Consider the following 19,366-nt stretch of genomic DNA (forward strand, 5'->3'; position numbering starts at 1 on the left):
AGTGGATTTCATGACGAGATTTTTCATGTCGCTAACATCACCCGGTTGCGCTCCTGATTTTTGGATACATACAGAGTCGGCGGGTTATACAATTATAGTCTTTCACGATTTAATAGGGTGGTCATTTCAGTCCTCTCACCCCGCCGAATCGGCTGGTGCCAGCAGCACAGGCTGGCCATCTTCCCTCCTGCGCAGTGTGCCCGTCAGCCGGAGATCGTGCCGAGAGGGATAGGCAACCTCATGTACCACTGGCAAATTGATCATGCCGACAGCGCGACGAATGACTTCGGTTTCCACGCTCACGAGTAGGATCGGCGTCTGCCTGCCTGTGTCGGAAAGCGCCGTGTTCGACTTCCAGAGGCGCAGGACCTCGCGACTCTTGCCGTCCTGTGCGGGCCGCACCATGGTCAATACCGAAAACTGGCCATCCTGCAGTCGAGGGATCACCGGCAGCGCCTCGGCTGAGACTGCCGGATCGAGATAGCGTGGCAGGGTCTGCAAGGTGAGGCCATCGGCGCGGACCCAGCCAGCAGTGCTCGCAGCTGCCTCGAAGGCAGTAGAGGTTCCCGTCCATTGCAGCGAGAAGGGTTCTTCCGTTTCACCCACCAAGTCGGTTCTACGCACCGGGAGGGTTTGCCAGTCTGCGGTAAGCCAGGCATCGCGGGAAATGACCTGCACAGGTGTCGGGGGCGGCGTGTACATGGCCACGGCCTGCGGCAGAGCGCGCCATGAGTGCCAGGCTCCAAATCCGAGGAAAACGAATAAGGCCAGCGCGATCGCCATACCTGGCCGGGCCTTGCGTAGGTCTACGCGACGAAAGGCCAGCGCAAAGCATAGCGTAAGCCCGGTTCCCAGCAGCATGCCGCCGACGACATCCGATGGCCAGTGGGCCGAGAGATACAGGCGCGAGGCGGCGATGATGCCCACGACCGCGGCGAAGGCCATGGGCATCACCCTGCGCCAAGGTTGTGGTAAGCCGAACCAAGCAAACCAGGTAAGCAGTCCCATCAGCGTCGCGGCCCCCGTGGCGTGGCCGCTCGGGAAGCCGAAGACCTGGGCGCCCTCGTAAAGTGCCTGCGGACGCGGTATCGCCAGTCCCGCCTTGAGGAGCGTGGCAAGTCCTGAGGCAATGGCGATGCTCAGTACAACCCCTAGGGCGAGGTGCCACTGCCTGCGCAGCAGTAGCCAGCAAGTGACCGCTGCAGACGAAGCGATGATGACATAAGCGTCACCGAAGCCGGTGAGGAAGGCGACGACTTTATCGCCCGGTTCGGTACGCAGGTGGCTAAGGGCTAGGCTAATCGACTGATCGGCGACCGCCAGCCCGCTCCGCTCGGCCACCTCTTGAGCCAGAGTCGCCAAAGCGGCGGCAACAAAGGCTAGCGGGACACCAATCAGGATGAGCGGTTGTAGGTCATGCGAGGGCGCGAGAAGTGACATTGCCAAAGTGCTGACACGACCCTCGCCACTTTTCCGCAATCGCCCGATAAGCCGCAAACGCAGAGCCTCAAGGGCTGGCACGCCCCTGGTCAGCATCAGACGAATCAACAACACAATGGCGAAGCCAGCTCCGAAGATGATGCCGACAAGCACCACCAAACGCATGCTTGCATGCCCTACCAAGCTGAGCCCGAGGCCAGCCACTGCACCGGGGAGGATGTGAGCAGGAGCCCATATGATTGCTGAAGTAATATTTGCCGCCAGAAAGCGAACAGGGGCCATGCCCGACACTCCTGCCATGACGGGTATCACTGCTCGCACGCCCGGCGTAAAACGAGCGATCAGGATACTCTTGCCGCCAGGCGTTGCTGGTATGGATGAGGTTTGGCCGCCCCCTTAGCGGCCATGCCGTAGTAATACCATCGCGCCAATGATGACCGACCCAAAAGGACAGCCCATCTCCTGCGATTGCCCCAAGGGTCGTGGCGATCAGAATTGGCCATAGCGCAAGATGCCCGAGACCAATGGCGGCACCCAAGGCAACTAGCAAGGCGGTTCCGGGAACGAGGGCACCGATAACGATGATCGATTCCGAAGCCGCGAGCATGAAAGCCGCAATGACCGCAACCCACTGGTGTTGTTCGAGATACGTCGTCAGCGATGCCATCATTTCCGTGAGCCACATGTCTTTTCCCTTGTCTTGAAGTGATCGAGTCGGAGCTTACGATGCACAGGCATACACACGCTCCCACCTCACGCTAACCTCAAGCCCACTAGGTTCACGGTTGGTGAGGGTAAGAATGGCTTGTTGGCGCTGGACTAACTCCGAGACAATCGATAAACCCAATCCACTGCCGGTGGTGCCCTGGCCAGACGCGCGCCTAAAGCGCTCAGTGACTTTATCCAAAAGTGCCTCGGGGAGTCCGGGGCCCGTGTCTCTCACCGTGAGCTGAGGCAAGCCCTCCCAAAGCGCTAACTCTACCTCTACCTGACCGCCTTCTGACGTATAGCGCAAGGCGTTATCCAATAAGTTACGAAACAGAATCCCCACCTCGATTTCGTCGGCGCGGACCTCCAGCCGGGTTAAGCCTGTTAGCCTCAAGTGCTGATCTCGCTCTTCAGCGAGTGGCCACAGCTCAGCTACCAGTTCAGCAATAATAGGATAAAGATCGATAGTGGCCGATGAGGTTGTGGCCACTTGATCCAATCGAGCCAAAATAAGCAGTTGTTCTACCACCCGCTGAAGCCGTTCCACACCTATATAAGCCTTTTGTAATGATTGCTCTCCTCCCGCCTGCGCGTTATCTAGGTGAATCCTCAGTGCTGCTAAAGGGGTGCGTAATTCATGGGCCGCATCTGCGGTGAAGCGCCGCTCGCGCTCTAACGTTTCTTTCAGCCGGGCGATAAAATCGTTTAGCGATTGACGTAATCCATTAAGCTCTTGAGGAACAGGATTATCGATTTCACTTAGGTCGCGGGCAGAGCGGCCTTGCACCTGACTAGAAAGCGCTTGGATAGGGACAATCCCCCGCCGGATAATACGGCTCATCAGCCAAAGAAGAAGAGGTAGCAAAAAAAGCATCGGCAATAAATTATTCCAGGTGATGCGCTCGACTACTTCATCATGAAACGAACCTCGCAGCCCCATGCTGATCCAGGTATCGGTGGTAATATCGAACATGCTGAAAACCCGCCAACGATGACCATCGTAGCTTTCCCAGCGAAATCCCTCCTCTAAAGGAGCGGGGAAAGGCCCTGCATCATTCCATTTGCCCCCTAACAACCTGGGTGAGCCATCTGAATTCCAAAAACCCAGCACTAATTTAAGCTCTTCCTCGTGGTAAAGCTTGGGACTTGATTCAGGGCTGTTCACGGGCACTGCGATACCGTCGCGATATAGCTGGGCCGGATATTCTGGAAGGCCCAGGTGCGAAGCCAGGCGAGCATAGTCGTCAATGGTCGCGTTTGGGTCGAGTTGGCCAGCTACAATCCGGCTATGCAGACTGAGCTGTGTATCGAGAATTTCTTCTAGCTCGTGATCGGTAATTAAGTAGGCAGCGGTAAACGCAACGCCCCCGGCGAGAACCAGGGCAATGGCGAGCGTACGGAGTAGATAACGCCGTATGGAGATCATCGCGCTTGGCTATCCAAACGGTAGCCAATCCCGCGCACGTTAATGATCAGATGCTTTTCAAGCTTTTTACGCAGATGATGAATGTGAACCTCCACCGCATTGGACTCGACCTCTTCGCCCCAACCATAAAGCAAATTTTCCAAACGGGGACGAGACAGCACTCTGTCGGGGTGCCTGGCTAGCTCTAACAATAGAGCATACTCCCGGCGGCCCAACTTTACGTCTTTGCCCCGCCAACTCACCGCATGACGCGCCTCATCAATACTCAGCGCTCCCAGTGTCAATATCTGCGAAGCGCGCCCCTCAGCGCGTCGCATGACGACACGCAAACGGGCGAGTAACTCCTGCAAATTAAAAGGCTTGAGCACATAGTCATCCGCCCCCGCATCTAAACCGCCAATACGGTCTTCCATCGCATCTCGGGCCGTCAAAATCAGAATAGGTAGAGTGGATTGCTGACGGAGTAACTGCAGTACCTGCATACCGTCCATATCGGGCAGTCCAAGATCCAAAATAATCACACTGAAGGTCTCGCTGCCGATAGCACTGATTGCCTCGCGCCCAAGCATAAACCAATCGACCGTGTACCCCTCGCGTTCCAGCGCCGTTTTAATGCCATCCCCAAGCAAGGGATCATCTTCTATTAGCAGTGCACGCATGCTGCTCCCCCAATCTACAAACCGCTATCTTCGCCACTAAAACTTAAGCTTTTCTTAAATACGGCAACGTATCCCCCACAAAGCATACGCATCTGAATTCAACCTGTAAGTCAGCCACCCTTTTTTGCAAACCTTTTACGCAGCTTAACTCTTCTTTAAGTTACTTAGGCTCAAGCTGCTTCTTTCGCCATGGGCAAAGCCAAAGCAGCGCCTTCACTGGCGGTCATTTTGAATCTGCCCTGTCGCTACCGCGGGCAGGTCATTTTCTATTAACTGAATAGAGCGCCAGAGTATGCACTTACTAACACTGATTAGAACAAACTATTATTTAAAAATAATGGCCCGTTTTGTAGAAAAAAGAATGAAGCGATTTTTACTCGGAGGTATACGGTATATCGTCAAAGCGCCTGCACCAGAAACCATTAATAACCTTGTGGGCATAGAAAAAATTCTCATTATTCGCCCCAATTTTCGTCTGGGCAACGCGCTAATCAGTACCCCTGTCATCGATGCTTTTCGTGAACGTTTTCCTTCCGCGCGCATAGATTATTTAGCGACGGATAAAACATGGCCACTGTTGCAGCAACGTCCTGTTGATCATTTTCATTTACTGTCGAGAACCGCCATTCTCCGTCCCTGGCAGTGCGTGACGCTATTACGACGCTTACGGGCACAACGCTATGATCTAGCGGTACAAGTGAGCGGAGGTTCAACGAGCGGCTTTATCGTGACCCGGTTAATAGGAGCACGGTACAGCATGGGTTCAGGTAAAGGTCACCAGCGCTGGTACAACATTGAGGCGGAAGGTAAGTCATCACATGCCTATGATGCCATCGTCAATTTGACACGCCCGCTCGGCGTTGCTTGCCATAATCGGCCACTGCTCCAGCTAACGGATCAGGAAGGCTATCAAGCCATGACGAAGATACGACAGCTATTCAGTCTGCATAGCGACCACTCATCAGATACAGACTTTATTGCGATCTTCGTAGGCGGGCATCAAAACAAACGTTGGCCGTTGGCATTTTGGCTAATGCTCATCGATGCCATGGAAGCCTGCAAAATACGTTATGTCGTTTTCCTTGGACCGGAGGAGTTTAGGCTTCTAGCCCCTATTGAGCAGCGCTTGATGTCATCACTGTATGGTAGCTTATGCCCGCCGCTTCCTATTCGTCACTTTGCCGCTGTTCTAGGGCGAGCGCGGTTACTCGTGACACCAGACTCAGGGCCTATGCACTTAGCGGCAGCACTCGATGTCGCCACCATTTCCCTAGTACGCCAGAAAAAATCACTCGCCTTCGTACCACGAGAAGCCTATGACACTATTCTGTGGCGCCCAGAGATCAGCACGGTAATAGACGCTATCAGCGCTAATCTTGACGGACAAAACGCAACCGCTCCCGTTCAACTGGCCTCGGCAACAAACCAACCAACACAGTGGGTTAGAACACCACCCAGCGCTGCCCCTTTGCATTCTAGCTACTGAATTAAAGCGCATAACTGTTCGTTAAGTTTTGCGCTTTACAGTGACCCTACTGTTACGTTATCGAGAGTACTGTCTTGCCTATTTCAACGACGTCAAAACCTAATGGCACGGGTGTCAAACGCATCTTCCGCGCTTCTATTAATGCAGTATCGGGTTTAAAAGCTTGCTGGATAAATGAGTCTGCATTTAGACAAGAGGTGATGCTATGCCTCGTCCTTTACCCTTTTATATTTTTTGTTAATGCCACTTCCGTAGAAAAAGCATTGCTGTTTTCTTCACTCACCCTTGTAGTGATAGTAGAACTCATTAACTCCGCCATCGAATGCACCATTGACCGTATTGGACTAGAACATAACGAACTTAGCGGGCGTGCTAAAGACATGGGGGCTGCCGCCGTCATGATGACCCTTTTTATGATGATGGGTGTGTGGCTATGCGTGCTGCTCTACTAAATGTTCTCAAATCCGTAGCATCCGTATGGCTTTTATTTCTAATCGTCATGTCGGTCTTCAGTATTTTAAACATAGATTTTACGATAACTGACGTTATATATCGCTTTCAAGGTAATGCCTGGACGTGGAAAGATGCCTTGATTACCCAAGATGTTCTTCACACAGGCGGTAAATGGCTAAGCTTAGCGATGGGTTTAGTCACACTCCTCCTTTTGATACTAAGCACCGTTGTAACTCGTTTTAAAGCGTATCGCATGCCGCTTTTATATCTTTTTTCCGCAACGCTTCTTTCTACGCTGCTTGTCGCAACGCTTAAACAACTTGTGAACATGGAATGCCCTTGGGATTTAGTTCGCTATGGCGGGGAACGAGACTTTATTGGCTTGCTCAATACACGGCCTTCCTCCATGCCAGCATCCGCCTGCTTTCCCGCCGGGCATGCCAGCGCAGGCTATACGTGGATAGCCCTCTACTTCTTTTTTGCCGCCATACGGCCTCATTGGCGATGGGCAGGGCTTTCTCTGGGTTTAGGGCTTGGCCTTACGTTTGGGATCACTCAACAGTTCCGCGGGGCGCACTTTCTCTCCCACGACCTCTGGACCGTCATGATTTGTTGGACCGTAAGCTTTGTCCTTTCAAGATTCTTATTACACCCCAGCGTTCATTAATCTTTTCATTCAGAGATCTTTTCGATGCGTACTTTGCTATCATTGCCTTCAAATGCTGTTGGCACCGCTTGGCATTATCGCCCCACATTAAGCACGGAGCAGCTTGTCTTATGGGCCGTTGTCATATTCAGTGTTTTTTACAATGTCCCTTTTTGGCAACAAGCCTTTGCTGGCTATGAACCTCTTGCCGTCCAGACGTGGCTAACCTTTGCCACTATGTTTTTGGTGATGACCTGTCTTAACTATTTAGCCTTTATTAGCATTGCTTTTCGAACACTGGTAAAGCCATTATTAACTTTACTTTTTCTGATTGCCGCTTTCGTCAGTTACTTTACTAGCTATTACGGCACCTATTTTGATACTTCAATGTTAGACAACGTGCTTCAAACGGATACTAACGAGGCACAGGAGCTTCTTACACCCGGATTACTGATTCATTTAATGCTCTTTTTCTGTTTGCCAACCATCATGATTTGGCGCGTTAAAATCACACAGTCAACTTGGAAGAAGGCAGTGTTGCGTCGCTTAGCTTATTGCCTTGCCAGCACTGCTATATTGCTGTTAGCAATTTTCTTATCTTACCAAGAAGTGTCGTCACTCATGCGCAACAATAAAGAGCTACGCTACTTGGTGACCCCAGGTAATTATATTGTTTCGATGGCGCAGGCCCTTTCGAGCCAACACGCTTCCGCGAATACGGTGCGTTCCCCGGTGGGTGAGGACGCCAGTATCAGTTCACAAGCGGGTGACAAACCCACACTGCTCGTCATCGTGGTGGGCGAAACGGTACGGGCGGCGAATTGGGGGTTAAATGGTTATGAACGCCAAACCACACCCAAACTTGCCCAGCAGCCTGACGTTATCAATTTTTCAGATGTTTCCTCATGCGGTACAAGCACAGCGGTCTCATTACCCTGCATGTTTTCATTACCAGGGCGTGCCGATTACGCTAAATCGTATGCTCAGCAATATGAATCCTTGCTGGACGTATTAGCCCACGCCGGGTTAGAGGTCACCTGGCTTGATAACCAGTCAGGCTGTAAAGGTGTCTGCGACGGAGTGACGACAAAAGCGCTATCGCCAGAAGAGTATGCCTCTTTGTGTCAAGATGGGCGATGCTTGGATGAAGCACTGGTTCAAGCCTTGACCAAGCAAATTAGCGGTACCTCAGCTGATCAGGTTGTTGTGCTGCATCAGCTAGGCAACCACGGCCCCAGCTATTACCAACGCTACCCTGATGACTACGAACGTTTTGTTCCCGCTTGCACCACCGCTGATTTAGCCAAGTGCTCAAGAGACGACATTACCAACAGCTACGACAATGCCATTCTGTATACCGACACTGTGTTGGATCAGGTGATTGAGATGTTAAAGCGTCAGGATGACTACGCAACTGCGATGATCTATCTCTCTGATCATGGTGAATCACTGGGTGAAAAAGGCCTATATTTGCACGGCATTCCCTATGCCATTGCTCCCGATGAACAGACCCATGTGCCTATGGTTTGGTGGCTTTCCAACTCATTTTCAAAGCAGCGAGGACTCGATACGGAGTGCTTACGCCAAGTCTCTGATCAAGCCGCTTCCCACGATAACTTATTTCACAGCGTGCTGGGGTTGCTTGGCGTAGCAACGGACGTATATCAGCAGGCAGAAGATATTAGCCAAACGTGCCGGAGCCTCGCCAATTAATGAATGCTTAAGTGATCGTTAAGTATTCCATGTCAAGCTGCTCTCCACTCTGCTCAACTATCCTGGTGTATGCACATGGTTTTATCGCATCTATTGGACTCCAACCAAGGTTTTTGGAGACGGCTACTACCCAAAAAAATGGCAACAGCAGGGGGCTTGGTAGACGGTGTCAATACCTCTATACATTCTGCTAAATGGCTTTCCTTTAGAGCCAGTGTTGTTTTAATTACTTTACTATCGACTCTGCTGTGGTTAACGGGAATAGAAAGAATCGAGATCATCATCGCCATATTAAGTGTAACGTCAAGTGGTATGTCACAGTTACTTGGACGTTATTATTCTATCAGTGTATTGAAAGTAGTTGAAAATGATTTGATAGATACGCTCGACGCATTAGGAGCTGCAGGAGTTGGAACCTTAATAATTTTATATCTATTGGATTAACACACTTAATGTACGCTATTGAAAAAAAATTCACTTATTAATGCAACTAGGCTAAAAGTAAAGACTGAGGAAACATGGCTAGCCTATGCTAAGTGTCTTATACAAGACGAACTATATTTTTAACGTTTTGACTTGTTTATCTAGCCGGAAATGATAATGTTGGGAGCCTTTTAATACCCGACGAATTTACTTAAGTATAGCAGTAATTTTGGGTGACTTGGTTTAGAGCGTCGGATTTTCAGCTAGAGACACCATGTCATGACATTTGCCACCATATTGATTTTGGCCTTTTCCATGTCGGCAGATGCCTTCGCTGCTTCCATCAGCAAAGGCGCTGAGCTACAAAAACCCTCGTTTCGGCACGCCATCAGCATTGGGCTGATATTTGGTACTATCGAGACCATAACACCCTTGCTGGGCTGGTTGGCCGGGGTAGCATCGCAGCGCTTTGTGCAGGCTTGGGATCACTGGGCTGCGTTCTCAATCTTATTGGTTATTGGTTTACATATGGTGTATTCGGGCCTATGCAAAGAAGACAAAATAGCCCAAGAAAAGCAAACACTGTGGTTATTGATATTAACGGCTATTGCTACGAGTATTGATGCCATGGCCGTTGGTGCAAGCCTTGCCTTTATTGATGCCAATATCATCGCTACCAGCTTAGCTATTGGTTTAGCCACTACTGTCATGGCATCAATTGGCACCTTATTGGGTCACCAATTTGGCAAATACGTTAGCCACTGGTCTGAGCTGATCGGTGGGATCGTTTTAATTGGTATTGGCCTGGGAGTGTTAGCCGAACATACTGCTTTTTTTAATTGATCTTTCCTGATCTGTGTCATCCAGAGACAGTGTTAAAGCAATATGCGTAGCAACCCTCTGGGAAAGAGGACTGTTCACGTAGCATAAACGCAGAATCGAACTACTGATGCTTTTCCTTGCAGGTCACCGGAACCGGAGCTTCGAGCTGAAGTGTAGATCATGCTCTTTCGTCTTTGTGCCCAGGATGCGGTATTACAGTAAGTGAAGGATGTTGTCAGCCAAAATGGTCATACAAACGTTTCTTGTGCCTTTTTGTCATGTCACGACGTCCATTTCGTGTGATGACAAATCGATTACAAAGATGTGTCGATGCCTGCCCCTCGGGTGATGGTGAGGATGGCGATGCGGTTCAGACCCCTCCCAGACCTCATGTTCATGCTGGTGATGGTCGTCATGGTAGTGCAGATGGGAGTGCTCCACAGGAGCATGGTCATGCTAGAGCGCCACCGGAACCCGTGACGGCCAGAGACGGGTCGCGAGCGCCTGTTCGCCCAGGCCCGGAGCGGACATAGACCACGGTGTTAACGATTTGCATGGCCCCGGCGACCGAAACCGCTATGTTCAGGGCAAGCATCCCTCACAGCCGGGGCGTTTTCAAGTAGATTCGCATGCCGTGGGAGACCTTGCGCCAGTCACTTAGCGCTTCGTCATCCGCAGTTTGGGGCGACAGCAGGACCACCGAGACGACCAGGAAGGCCAGACTATTGAGCAGGAACAGCACATCGAAGCTCATCACCATCAGCAGCGCGGCAGACGCGAGGCGTAGGCTTCGACCAGTGACGCGATGCCCACATAGGCCACCATCTTAGCCTGCCCGGCCACCAAGTCATGGGCCAGCAGCGCTAGGGCGACCGTCGTTAAACCGTTGCCGACGAGGGCGGTGACCTGGGCCAGGAACGAGTGACGATAGATACGATGAGCCAGCACCTGGAGCACGGGGCCCTCCTCGATGTGTTGCAGTCGGTTACAGGCGGCATGCTGGGATGAACGATTCACATAACTTTCTTCTGTTGCAAGCAAGCCATACTACCCCCTAGTATCTATACTACCTCCTGTACTGTTTCCTTCTCCACAGAGACGACCACATGCACACGATCAAAGACAAAGCGAAGCTGCTAACTCGTGTTCGACGCATTCAGGGGCAGGCAGCCGCACTGGAAAGGCAACTTGATAAGGAAGGGGATTGCACTGCCGTGCTGCAACAGACTGCCGCGATTCGCGGGGCGGTCAATGGGCTGATGGCAGCCATAATAGAGGGACACCTAACTGATCACATCGTCAGGGAGCCCGAATTGGAGCAGCGGCAACAAGATTTGGACGCGGTGCTACAGGTCATCAAGTCCTACCTCAAGTAGGAGAGAAAGAAGCCTGGCACACAGAATATTCAATATGGATGAGAGCAATGATCAAGGCCGCCACCCGCTCGAAGAAAAGGATCAAAGGCCCTGGCGCGGTACGACCATCACCTACGCCTGGGGTGATTTCTACCATGAAGCGATTACAGTTATGCGCTCCGGCTTCCTTGCTGTGTTTCAGCACTGAGGAACTGGCCTTGCTTCTTGTTGGTACGAGTACTGAGTAGAGAAAGTCCCTGATGACAACAGAACTAATCTCGAACGCTAAACAATGGGCTCGCACGATCAAACGGGATGTACACGCCGTCTGGCTTGCCGCTCGCGATCCACGTACCCCATGGTTTGCAGAGGTGTTGGCAATGATTGTCGCAGCCTATGCCGTCTCACCTATCGACTTGATCCCCGACTTCATCCCCGTACTCGGCTACGTGGACGACATCATCATTGTCCCACTCGGGATATTGTTGGTGGTGAAGCTTACACCACCAGAGGTCATGAACGAGCACCGAGCAACCGCTGACGCAGCCTCTGAACGCCCGGTAAGCCGCATAGCTGCTGGCGTGTTTATCGCTATCTGGTTCTTCTTCGCCACCTTCTTGGCAAGAATGCTCCTATGAATATATCCAATACGTAATGTGGCAGGTACAACCTGCCTTATATTAGCGCGGAAAAAACCTGTCGACCCAATGGCCTGATAGAGGGTAGGGGTGGCTCGCGGGAAGTCTCGTGGGCTAATAACGAAGGAGACATAAATGTCAGACCACGATCATAGCCATAGTGGCGGCAAGACCTTGTTGTTCGCACTGGTCTTCACTACAGGTTTTGCAGCTGTCGAAGTGTTCGGTGGCCTGATAGCTGATTCGCTTGCCCTGTTGTCGGACGCAGGCCACATGCTAACCGATTCATTGTCGCTAGGGATTGGTGCCTTCGCTGCTTGGCTGGCCAAGAAGCCAGCATCGCGTCAGCACTCCTTTGGACTCAAGCGTGCTGAAATCCTCGGCGCTCTGTTTAACGTGCTGTTTATGTTCGGGGTGATCGTATTCATCGCTTACGAGGCGATCCGCCGCATGGCAGATACACCCGCCGTTGCCGGAGGCATGGTTTTGGCGATAGGCGGGCTCGGTTTGCTGGTGAATATCGTAGTGGCTTGGGTGCTGATGCGTGGAGAGCAAACTATAAACGTCCGCGGAGCGCTTCTGCACGTAATGGGAGACTTATTGGGCTCGGTAGCTGCGCTGGTTGCTGGGGCGGTCATTTATCTGGACGGGCCGCCCATTGCGGATCCGATCCTGTCTCTTTTCGTCAGCCTATTGATACTGGTGTCCGCCATTCGGCTACTGCGTGAGGTGACGCATGTCTTGATGGAAGGCGTGCCAAAAGGAATTGATGCGCATGAAGTCGGCTGCGCTCTAGTCCGGGTCGACGGTGTCTGCGCTATCCATGACATGCATATTTGGAGCCTGTCATCAAACAGCCAGGCTCTAGTGGCACATATCGATGTGGAAGCGATGGAGCGATGGGAAGAGATACTGCCGCAGCTGCAAACGATATTGCGGGAGCGCTTCGATATTGCGCACAGCACCCTACAACCCGAAGATGCCGCTATCCGCCATGTTTGTGATGCCGATCCTTATTGTGGGGCTGGTAAGGTGAATTAGGAGACAACCGGCAGAAGGTCCCGCCGAGGCTGCACGTAGCAGCATCAATAACTATAGCGCCACTTGATACCCATTATCTCTATCTGGGAATGTACGCCCCCCTTGGGGAGTCCTGCTCCTGAGCCGCTCAGGAGCGTCCGTATCAACACTTTTGGCAACGCCAAGTGCTTTCCAACGTGCGGCTTGCATTGTTTCAGAGAAACGGTCACAAGGGCGCGCTCTATATAAACTCAACATAGAGATTGTCGCAGCAATTATTGTTTAGTCGCAGCAATTGTTGAAAATGACACCAGCGCCTTGCTAATGACGTTGTTGGGCAGGGGGGGATATTGCACAGTCAGCCCCTAGAAACAGCCCTGCCTGGCGGCTGAGGCTGAGGGGGAACGTTGCACAGCAGCAATTAAAGATGTGAGAAATGCTTTGTTCAGCGTGAAGAGAAAGACCCCTCAAAAGAGAGGGGTCTAGGAAAAGCTCATCAGAACATTTCGAGCTTTGGAATGTTATCAGCGGCGGTATCGATCCCTTCAAGAAGCTCGATGCCGCGAGCCAGTGCATTCTGAGCCAGCTCAAAAGCACTAGCGTTAAGACGGGCATTATTATCGTCCCTATTGACCTCAACCCCACTTCTTGCGAATTCAACATCGCTCAAAAGCACGGGTTGGCTACCTATCTTTACTTCGACCTTGGCGGACAGCATACCGAAGAACCACTTATGCTCAGCAAAAGCTTCCTTATCGGAATCTGAGTACCTATCGAAGAAGTCCGGGGTCACCACTGGATCATTGTCGAGCATCAGTGTGACGGTTAAGTGGCCATTCGTACCTGTAACGGTGTCACCACAGATTGCAAAGCCGTCAAATTTATTAAGTTCCATGATCGTTCCTCTCTCTCATTCCTGCTGAATTGCAGGTCTCAAGAAGAGATAGGGACTCCACTGACACAACTGGTGAGGCTCTGTGCAGCGCAATGAAAAAGGCCCCTCGATCTTGAGGGGCCTTCAGGATGAAATAAAATCTCGTTAAGCCTCAATGAAACTACAGGTTCTCTCGAAACCCTAAGGCTTTAAGTTTCTTAATAAACTTTTCTGGAGTTATCTCTTTGCCATCCAGTTCAGCCAGTAAATTCAGCACATCTTGCATAGAGTACAGGGCTTTCCAATCATCCTGATAAACATGCAATAAAGGGGAGTGATTACCCCACTGAATGCAGAACTCCCCGGCTGTCCCACCATCGATATGGTACAACCCGATATAAATCTGCTCAGTGGCCCCTGCTGGGAGGCTCATCCCATCCATACTGCTGTTGAGCATGTAACCCTTGAAGCAGCCCTCGAACTCTTTCATACGGTCTCCTTAGTCATTCCTGCCCGTTGCAGGACTCATCATTGGTAGGGCGCAGAGTGACCCTTGGAGGCCTTGAGTGCTAGATGGCCGCAACCAGTCGATAGGCTACAGTATAAAACATGGACGTTTCACGCAGCCGCCCGGTCGAGCATTGACCGAACGTGCGGATTCGCATCCCTACCATCACCTTCGACTCCCTGGGCAGGTCGATTGAGTGAGGCGCCAGCCCATAGAGCCACAGCAGCAGACCGGCTCACCCCGGCAGTGCAGTGAATGACCAGCTTCACCGGCCTGCGATCGCTGGACCACTGGCGAATCCACCCAGAAATTCTCTGTGCATCCTCGAGCGTCATGGGTTCTTCGCAGCCGAAGCCTTCACCGGGAACGACATCATCAAACTGCATTAAGAGAACATCATCCCCCCCCTTTGCCAAGCGAGTTGAACGCTCGTCAAGCCCTCGAATGGACAGGACTACAGTATCGGCGCTTGCTTGCCGGCGCTCGATGTCACGTCGACTTGTATATTCGATGCTAGTGATCATTGGTTATCTCATTCCGGTTGGTTAGGGCATGGAGGGCTTGCTCGCGAACTCGTCCTGCGAGGTGAATCCTCATCGCATACTCGACGGCCGCGGAGCGAGATCGCTTTCGTGAAGCCAGGCGATTGATGTGCTGCTGGGTATCGATCACCAGGGCTTGTGCGGCAGCGACATATCGCAACAGGGTTTCGCGTTGGGGGTACTTAGGATGGGAGCAATCCCATGACAGGCGAATACAAGCCTCGCCAATGACGGACGACCGAGAAAAAGGATTATCCAGATAGTGTGTCACCAGCGTCTCGCCGGCCTGATCCACCTGCTCAACACGTTGCTGCATGCGATTCCCCCTATTGTCCCCAGGCTCATGAATGGCTGGTTATAGGGAGTTAGGGATGGCAATGACACAGAATGAGAAAGCCCCAACTAGCGAACTAGAAGGGGCTTGAAGGTAAAAACCTTGAATCTGATCAGCTGAAAGCTGCAGATTTGCTGTGCAAGACAGCTTTACCTGGAGCGAAATGCCACAGGGATTCCTCAAGGAGGTTATTATCAGGACTGCTGACGTAAGCGCCCTTGCGTGATAGCCGAAAAGCCCGCGGGCCTTGTCGAAACAACCTGACAATCAACCTTAGAGGTCATCGTGATTAGCAATTTCCGTTTCCCATACCGTTCAATGAACGGCCTCGCCAATAAGATAGGGACATGGGTGACATCTGGGAAGTTAATATCGGAAAAAATAATCCCCAACCGACAATCTCGCTCAGTTGAGGGAAGGCTGGATAGGCAGGATTTGGCGGCCATGATCTTATTTCGAGCTGCCGTTAGTAGAATCAATTTCACAGGCGGTGAGCGCCCGAAGGTATCGCTTCAATGTCTCGCGATCGGTAATCGCAGTGCCCACCATGGCGCGGCCCCAGCGGCGCCCGCCTGAGTAAAATGTCTATTTCAGCACTTCTCCTTTATCTATCTTGTCTAGGCAGCATTACTGATAAGCTAGGTAGCTTGGGGGTTGGTTGAAATCGATTGTGACATCCCTGTCCGGTAGCTCCTCGCACTGACCGACAAGCTGGCGACCGCTTTCTCCCGGTAAGTCGATGCGAACGTCAATGTGTCCTATCTGTCTTCTGCATCGCATCTGCTCTCGAACGACCGAGAAGGGGGCCACCCATTGGCCATGAGGGTTTCGTCGAAGTTTCATCCAATAATATTCGATAGGCTTCATCCTGACGCCTTTCGGTACTGAGTTAACCCCGAAGCACAATAATCTATTCAATAGAAAATTCACGTTGTCGAGACGACGACGATTCAGCCCGTTGTTGATGATCCCTTCCCCGATGAGTTGTGATAACGCGATTAAGGCTCTAAGCGTAGCTTCATCTAGCGGTGGAAGAGGCATACCGTCTCTACCATAGCCCGATAAGGTGAGGGGGGTTTCCACAAACTGAGCTTGTCGATGAATCAGGCTATGGCGATACTCTATTGTAGACACGTAACAAGTCAGCATTCCTTCCCAGGTGCAGGTTTCCTCGGTTAGGATCACGCCATTCAGCGTACCGCTCATTGCGAGACGAGCCTTTTCCTTAATTGGCCAGAGCTTAGCTTCCCGCTGAGGTTTTATACCTTGTTCCGCCAGCGCAAGCTCGATCGTAAGATCAAGCACCTTCCAGGCTGCTCCAAACGCCAATGGCAAGAAAGCTGCACGTAGGCTGTCCTCTCGATTGGCTTGAATGTGGCTCGCCCCGTTCTGTATAACGTTTTTTCCTCCATCAATTAGGGGACGTATATCGATGTAGCTTCCAGATGTCTGGGCTGTCAGAGGTAAATACCGGTCAAGAGCAAAACGTTCAAAGGCAGTCTCTGCCTCGTACTCATTAATGTTAGTGATCATTGGTAGGGCCTATTACAAGCTACTGTTTAAACTTAAATCAGCTGGATGTGGCACCTAACTCACTTAGATTGGCAACAGTTTGGCGATTCAGACAGTCAGTCTTGCCCAGCTACCCTCCATTTCAACAGGGACTTCGATCCAAGTGAGGCGCAAACGACCGGCTACTTTCGCCAAGGCCTCGTATTCTGCAACTCCCAGGCAGCGTAACATCGTACCTTTCCCTGGATAATAAGGTGTTTCAGGATACTCTCTGAAAATTAGCTTCGGGTTGTATTCAGTTCCAGTACGGTCGTGTTTCCCACTGAAAGGGAATCCCTATTGACTGAGGTGTGATGCCGGCTTTTGAGAGCGTCGCAACCGGCAATGTTCTCATAACTGTCTTGAAGCGATCCTGCCAAGTTGTTGATGGATCGATCGCTTTCAAAAGTGCTTGGAGCGCGACGGTCCGGGAAAAGAAAAATCCTTGATCAGGGTTGCCTGGAAACTCGGAGTGGATAGCATTCGCGCTTTGAGGGCTGTCAGCGCCGATATTATTATTCCAGACCCTGCTATGGTGGGCACAATTATTACGCAGCATGGTTGTGCTTTTGAGCCACGACACAATGACCTTTTCATCGTAGCCAAACTGTGTAGCCACTCGCCTCCGATGTTCGCGATCAAGACTGGCAAGCAACCGCGACATTTGGCCAATGCTTAACTCCTCCAAGATTGTCCAGATCGGCGGATAAGGCGGCGTATGGTAAGTGTGGTAATAGTGCTTAATGGGGTTGGTAAGTCTCAATCCCAAGACGTTCTTCATGAAATTGCGGTGCGCTTCCATGTCCTTGAAATGTTTGGTTTTGAGATAGAAGTGGGGGCCGCAGTCTTTGTCATTGGCCATAGCGTTAACTATGGCGGATCTGAACGCGACTTCTACTTGTTCAATAGCGTCAAGGAGCACTAGCCGAAGACTACGATCGAACTCGTAAAGCGCAAGAATATCGTCAAACCTTACACCCGGATAAAAACGTTTTTGATCATCCTGCAGCGGCCGCGTATAAATGAGCAGCCGGTAATACCCGACAAACTGAAGGGCATTAAGTGCTTGTGATTGCTGACCTTTGGTGATGAGACCCTTGGCGCGAAGGTGGCGAAGATGGGCGTGAGAGGATTTTGCGGGTTTTGTGAAGTTTAGTTGTGGTTGCAGTTGTAGCCCCATACATTCTTTTACCACTAAAAAAACTAACCCCCTGGTGCGCAGTCAGAACGAATCCTGTGAGGCGTGGGGGTTATTCTTGTCTTAAATAATAGGCTTCTACTGTACTCGTGTCAATCTAGGCTGTTTCCTATGCCGAATGGGCACCCAGAATAGGGAGAACCTTGGTCGGTACAAGTCCACTTGCAGTAGTAGACCTTTACTGTGCCCGTGCCAACCAAAGCTGTTTCTTATCTGTAATGGGTACTCGGCCGAAGGTGAACCTTGGCCAGGACAAGTCTAATTGATGTAGTACGCTTTGACTGGGTAGTAAAAGGCAGCTATAGGGGGAATGTTGCACCGGAATCCAACGTATAGCCTGTATAAAATTCATCGAATTTCACATGTTTGGTTGGAAGTACTTTACCTATACACCAAGATGAATATAGAAAAGCGACTGGACATTATCTTAGTAAACTTTATAAGCATCCACAGGGGGAAGCATGATTCTCGACGCTATCGATGGCTGGGACGATTACCCACGACGCATTTTTGACCGTGAAGCAACTATACGAGGTATTGCCGAATGGATTGATGCCGAAAGCAGTGTCATGCCTTACGCGGTCTTGCATTGTGATGGCGTTAGTTTTCGCGTGGCTGTGCGCGATTATGAAGAGCAAGATTTAATCTTGGCGGCCGATGAGTACGGGCATCGTTCAGCAGCAGGGGCTTTGGGCGCTTTCGGCGAGCTGATTGACACGGCAAAACGTCGAATGGAAGGAAAAGAGTCCTGGCCAGAAGGCCCGGCGCTAGATGAAATTAGGCTCTACCAGAAAGAGCGTGAAGTCGAAAAGCTCAACACTATGGCCACGTTATTTATCCAGCGCGAACCCCATATCGTCAATGAAATAGAATACGGCGCTCAGCCGGGCCAACTCGATCTGGACGCTGCATCGCTGCCAGAATGCTTGTGGGATGAATTTGAAGCAGAAGGAGAGGCGTTTAAGCTCGTCTTAGAGGAAGAAATTTACCACCGCGTGAATAAGAAGTAACACGCTGCGAAGAATTGCCAGCCGGGTTTCTCTACATCCAGATGGCATGACACAACATCAAACACCAAAAGTCCGGCCCTATACGACGTTTTTTTAACCTGTTAAAAGAATATAGATAACACCTATGTCGACGGGTGTCGAAATGCAGGCCTAGTGGTTTAATAGGAGTAGGGCTTTTAGCGAAGCTGCTGGTTAATTCTAGTCAGACAAAAAACCGATGAGGTAGCACCGTGATTGAGTGCGAAGGCATGAAGGATGATGAGACGCCATGCGCGCGAGAAGCAGTTCACAATATACCAGCTGTGGTGTTCGGCCAGGAACGCCAATTATTGCTTTGTAATGACTGCGTGCCAAAATATGTAGAGGAAGAAGACGACCTCTAATTAGGTGCTATTACCTGCTACGTTCGCATGAATGGGTAAGCAGATTTTTCATAATGGCCAATATTTAAACCTTGATACCCGGCAATAAGCCGGGTTTTTGCGTCTCAATTAGCGAGGCTAATTGGATACAAAAAACCCAACGTCGCGGTACGTTGGGTTTTTCCGAATTAATATCTT

At 51.1% G+C, this 19,366-nt stretch carries 22 protein-coding genes; 11 read left to right on the plus strand and 11 right to left on the minus strand.

From position 1 onward, the window contains the following. Positions 1 to 135 precede the first annotated feature (135 nt). The 3 genes from HUO07_RS14775 to HUO07_RS14785 all read right to left on the minus strand — a co-directional run bounded on the left by HUO07_RS14775 (position 136) and on the right by HUO07_RS14785 (position 4,233). Positions 136 to 1,752, minus strand: coding sequence for a phosphatase PAP2 family protein (locus tag HUO07_RS14775; protein WP_176304218.1), 1,617 nt, complete (start codon positions 1,750 to 1,752; stop codon positions 136 to 138). A gap of 409 nt (positions 1,753 to 2,161) precedes the next feature. Continuing rightward, on the minus strand, positions 2,162 to 3,574 hold the full coding sequence (locus tag HUO07_RS14780) for an ATP-binding protein (protein WP_113270638.1): 1,413 nt from the start codon (positions 3,572 to 3,574) through the stop codon (positions 2,162 to 2,164). Next, complete coding sequence (locus HUO07_RS14785; RefSeq protein ID WP_113270639.1) at positions 3,571 to 4,233, minus strand: response regulator; 663 nt, start codon at positions 4,231 to 4,233, stop codon at positions 3,571 to 3,573. Before HUO07_RS14785 ends, HUO07_RS14780 begins: the two co-directional genes overlap by 4 nt. Positions 4,234 to 4,525: 292 nt before the next feature. Here HUO07_RS14785 and HUO07_RS14790 point away from each other — a divergent pair, with 292 nt between their 5' ends. The 6 genes from HUO07_RS14790 to HUO07_RS14815 all read left to right on the plus strand — a co-directional run bounded on the left by HUO07_RS14790 (position 4,526) and on the right by HUO07_RS14815 (position 9,797). Next, on the plus strand, positions 4,526 to 5,719 hold the full coding sequence (locus HUO07_RS14790) for a glycosyltransferase family 9 protein (RefSeq protein WP_035561801.1): 1,194 nt from the start codon (positions 4,526 to 4,528) through the stop codon (positions 5,717 to 5,719). Between the two features lie 74 nt (positions 5,720 to 5,793). Continuing rightward, positions 5,794 to 6,171, plus strand: a complete 378-nt coding sequence (locus HUO07_RS14795; RefSeq protein ID WP_217908915.1) for a diacylglycerol kinase — start codon at positions 5,794 to 5,796, stop codon at positions 6,169 to 6,171. Next, positions 6,153 to 6,839: a phosphatase PAP2 family protein gene (locus HUO07_RS14800; protein WP_035561798.1), complete on the plus strand. Its 687-nt coding sequence runs from the start codon at positions 6,153 to 6,155 to the stop codon at positions 6,837 to 6,839. The genes HUO07_RS14795 and HUO07_RS14800 overlap by 19 nt, the downstream gene beginning before the upstream one ends. Positions 6,840 to 6,863: 24 nt before the next feature. Beyond that, positions 6,864 to 8,531 carry a phosphoethanolamine transferase gene (locus HUO07_RS14805; RefSeq protein WP_035561795.1) on the plus strand — a complete coding sequence of 556 codons (1,668 nt, stop codon included), beginning with the start codon at positions 6,864 to 6,866 and terminating at the stop codon, positions 8,529 to 8,531. A gap of 75 nt (positions 8,532 to 8,606) precedes the next feature. Next, positions 8,607 to 8,975 (plus strand): hypothetical protein, encoded by a 369-nt coding sequence (locus HUO07_RS14810; RefSeq protein ID WP_144408646.1) that lies wholly within the window; start codon positions 8,607 to 8,609, stop codon positions 8,973 to 8,975. Positions 8,976 to 9,233: 258 nt separating this feature from the next. After that, entirely contained in the window at positions 9,234 to 9,797 is a 564-nt protein-coding gene (locus HUO07_RS14815; protein WP_035561792.1) for a manganese efflux pump MntP, read from the plus strand. 577 nt (positions 9,798 to 10,374) lie between these two features. Here the strand turns inward: HUO07_RS14815 and HUO07_RS21780 are convergent. Further along, a complete protein-coding gene (locus HUO07_RS21780; RefSeq protein WP_235272583.1) occupies positions 10,375 to 10,530 on the minus strand; it encodes a hypothetical protein in 156 nt (51 codons plus the stop codon). 5 nt (positions 10,531 to 10,535) lie between these two features. Further along, positions 10,536 to 10,793 carry a hypothetical protein gene (locus HUO07_RS21785; RefSeq protein ID WP_235272584.1) on the minus strand — a complete coding sequence of 86 codons (258 nt, stop codon included), beginning with the start codon at positions 10,791 to 10,793 and terminating at the stop codon, positions 10,536 to 10,538. Positions 10,794 to 10,882: 89 nt separating this feature from the next. Here HUO07_RS21785 and HUO07_RS14825 point away from each other — a divergent pair, with 89 nt between their 5' ends. The 4 genes from HUO07_RS14825 (at position 10,883) to HUO07_RS14840 (ending at position 12,810) form a co-directional block, all read left to right on the plus strand. Next, entirely contained in the window at positions 10,883 to 11,152 is a 270-nt protein-coding gene (locus HUO07_RS14825) for a metal/formaldehyde-sensitive transcriptional repressor (RefSeq protein WP_035561786.1), read from the plus strand. Positions 11,153 to 11,186: 34 nt separating this feature from the next. After that, positions 11,187 to 11,339, plus strand: a complete 153-nt coding sequence (locus tag HUO07_RS14830; protein ID WP_157738124.1) for a hypothetical protein — start codon at positions 11,187 to 11,189, stop codon at positions 11,337 to 11,339. Between the two features lie 52 nt (positions 11,340 to 11,391). Beyond that, a complete protein-coding gene (locus HUO07_RS14835; protein WP_035561783.1) occupies positions 11,392 to 11,769 on the plus strand; it encodes a YkvA family protein in 378 nt (125 codons plus the stop codon). A 135-nt stretch (positions 11,770 to 11,904) separates the two neighbouring features. Next, positions 11,905 to 12,810, plus strand: coding sequence for a cation diffusion facilitator family transporter (locus tag HUO07_RS14840; protein WP_045812307.1), 906 nt, complete (start codon positions 11,905 to 11,907; stop codon positions 12,808 to 12,810). Positions 12,811 to 13,285: 475 nt separating this feature from the next. Here HUO07_RS14840 and HUO07_RS14845 read toward each other — a convergent pair whose 3' ends face one another. The 6 genes from HUO07_RS14845 to HUO07_RS14870 form a co-directional block, all read right to left on the minus strand. After that, positions 13,286 to 13,684: a hypothetical protein gene (locus tag HUO07_RS14845; protein WP_035561780.1), complete on the minus strand. Its 399-nt coding sequence runs from the start codon at positions 13,682 to 13,684 to the stop codon at positions 13,286 to 13,288. Between the two features lie 160 nt (positions 13,685 to 13,844). Then, positions 13,845 to 14,153 carry a hypothetical protein gene (locus HUO07_RS14850; RefSeq protein ID WP_035561777.1) on the minus strand — a complete coding sequence of 103 codons (309 nt, stop codon included), beginning with the start codon at positions 14,151 to 14,153 and terminating at the stop codon, positions 13,845 to 13,847. Between the two features lie 128 nt (positions 14,154 to 14,281). Next, complete coding sequence (locus HUO07_RS14855) at positions 14,282 to 14,587, minus strand: hypothetical protein (RefSeq protein WP_146779553.1); 306 nt, start codon at positions 14,585 to 14,587, stop codon at positions 14,282 to 14,284. 97 nt (positions 14,588 to 14,684) lie between these two features. Next, positions 14,685 to 15,029, minus strand: coding sequence for a hypothetical protein (locus HUO07_RS14860; protein WP_035561771.1), 345 nt, complete (start codon positions 15,027 to 15,029; stop codon positions 14,685 to 14,687). Positions 15,030 to 15,674: 645 nt separating this feature from the next. Beyond that, positions 15,675 to 16,580, minus strand: a complete 906-nt coding sequence (locus HUO07_RS14865; RefSeq protein WP_035561768.1) for a hypothetical protein — start codon at positions 16,578 to 16,580, stop codon at positions 15,675 to 15,677. 274 nt (positions 16,581 to 16,854) lie between these two features. After that, positions 16,855 to 17,778, minus strand: a complete 924-nt coding sequence (locus HUO07_RS14870; RefSeq protein ID WP_176304219.1) for an Abi family protein — start codon at positions 17,776 to 17,778, stop codon at positions 16,855 to 16,857. Between the two features lie 479 nt (positions 17,779 to 18,257). On the opposite strand from HUO07_RS14870, the gene HUO07_RS14875 reads away from it, so the two are divergent. After that, on the plus strand, positions 18,258 to 18,806 hold the full coding sequence (locus HUO07_RS14875) for a hypothetical protein (protein WP_035561765.1): 549 nt from the start codon (positions 18,258 to 18,260) through the stop codon (positions 18,804 to 18,806). The last annotated feature ends 560 nt before the right edge of the window (positions 18,807 to 19,366 follow it).

Origin of the sequence: Vreelandella maris, assembly GCF_013371085.1 — a bacterium.
Classification (GTDB): Bacteria; Pseudomonadota; Gammaproteobacteria; order Pseudomonadales; family Halomonadaceae; genus Vreelandella; species Vreelandella maris.

What these genes read in the sequence shown, in the direction of transcription:
- HUO07_RS14785 (WP_113270639.1), bottom strand. Translation starts at nt 4,233, where the DNA reads ATGCGTGCACTGCTAATAGAAGATGATCCCTTGCTTGGGGATGGCATT.
- HUO07_RS14790 (WP_035561801.1), top strand. Translation starts at nt 4,526, where the DNA reads ATGCACTTACTAACACTGATTAGAACAAACTATTATTTAAAAATAATG.
- HUO07_RS14835 (WP_035561783.1), top strand. Translation starts at nt 11,392, where the DNA reads ATGACAACAGAACTAATCTCGAACGCTAAACAATGGGCTCGCACGATC.
- HUO07_RS14840 (WP_045812307.1), top strand. Translation starts at nt 11,905, where the DNA reads ATGTCAGACCACGATCATAGCCATAGTGGCGGCAAGACCTTGTTGTTC.
- HUO07_RS14850 (WP_035561777.1), bottom strand. Translation starts at nt 14,153, where the DNA reads ATGAAAGAGTTCGAGGGCTGCTTCAAGGGTTACATGCTCAACAGCAGT.
- HUO07_RS14845 (WP_035561780.1), bottom strand. Translation starts at nt 13,684, where the DNA reads ATGGAACTTAATAAATTTGACGGCTTTGCAATCTGTGGTGACACCGTT.
- HUO07_RS14780 (WP_113270638.1), bottom strand. Translation starts at nt 3,574, where the DNA reads ATGATCTCCATACGGCGTTATCTACTCCGTACGCTCGCCATTGCCCTG.
- HUO07_RS14800 (WP_035561798.1), top strand. Translation starts at nt 6,153, where the DNA reads ATGCGTGCTGCTCTACTAAATGTTCTCAAATCCGTAGCATCCGTATGG.
- HUO07_RS14805 (WP_035561795.1), top strand. Translation starts at nt 6,864, where the DNA reads ATGCGTACTTTGCTATCATTGCCTTCAAATGCTGTTGGCACCGCTTGG.
- HUO07_RS14860 (WP_035561771.1), bottom strand. Translation starts at nt 15,029, where the DNA reads ATGCAGCAACGTGTTGAGCAGGTGGATCAGGCCGGCGAGACGCTGGTG.
- HUO07_RS14815 (WP_035561792.1), top strand. Translation starts at nt 9,234, where the DNA reads ATGACATTTGCCACCATATTGATTTTGGCCTTTTCCATGTCGGCAGAT.
- HUO07_RS21780 (WP_235272583.1), bottom strand. Translation starts at nt 10,530, where the DNA reads ATGAGCTTCGATGTGCTGTTCCTGCTCAATAGTCTGGCCTTCCTGGTC.
- HUO07_RS14810 (WP_144408646.1), top strand. Translation starts at nt 8,607, where the DNA reads ATGGTTTTATCGCATCTATTGGACTCCAACCAAGGTTTTTGGAGACGG.
- HUO07_RS14830 (WP_157738124.1), top strand. Translation starts at nt 11,187, where the DNA reads ATGGATGAGAGCAATGATCAAGGCCGCCACCCGCTCGAAGAAAAGGAT.
- HUO07_RS14870 (WP_176304219.1), bottom strand. Translation starts at nt 17,778, where the DNA reads ATGGGGCTACAACTGCAACCACAACTAAACTTCACAAAACCCGCAAAA.
- HUO07_RS14875 (WP_035561765.1), top strand. Translation starts at nt 18,258, where the DNA reads ATGATTCTCGACGCTATCGATGGCTGGGACGATTACCCACGACGCATT.
- HUO07_RS14825 (WP_035561786.1), top strand. Translation starts at nt 10,883, where the DNA reads ATGCACACGATCAAAGACAAAGCGAAGCTGCTAACTCGTGTTCGACGC.
- HUO07_RS14865 (WP_035561768.1), bottom strand. Translation starts at nt 16,580, where the DNA reads ATGATCACTAACATTAATGAGTACGAGGCAGAGACTGCCTTTGAACGT.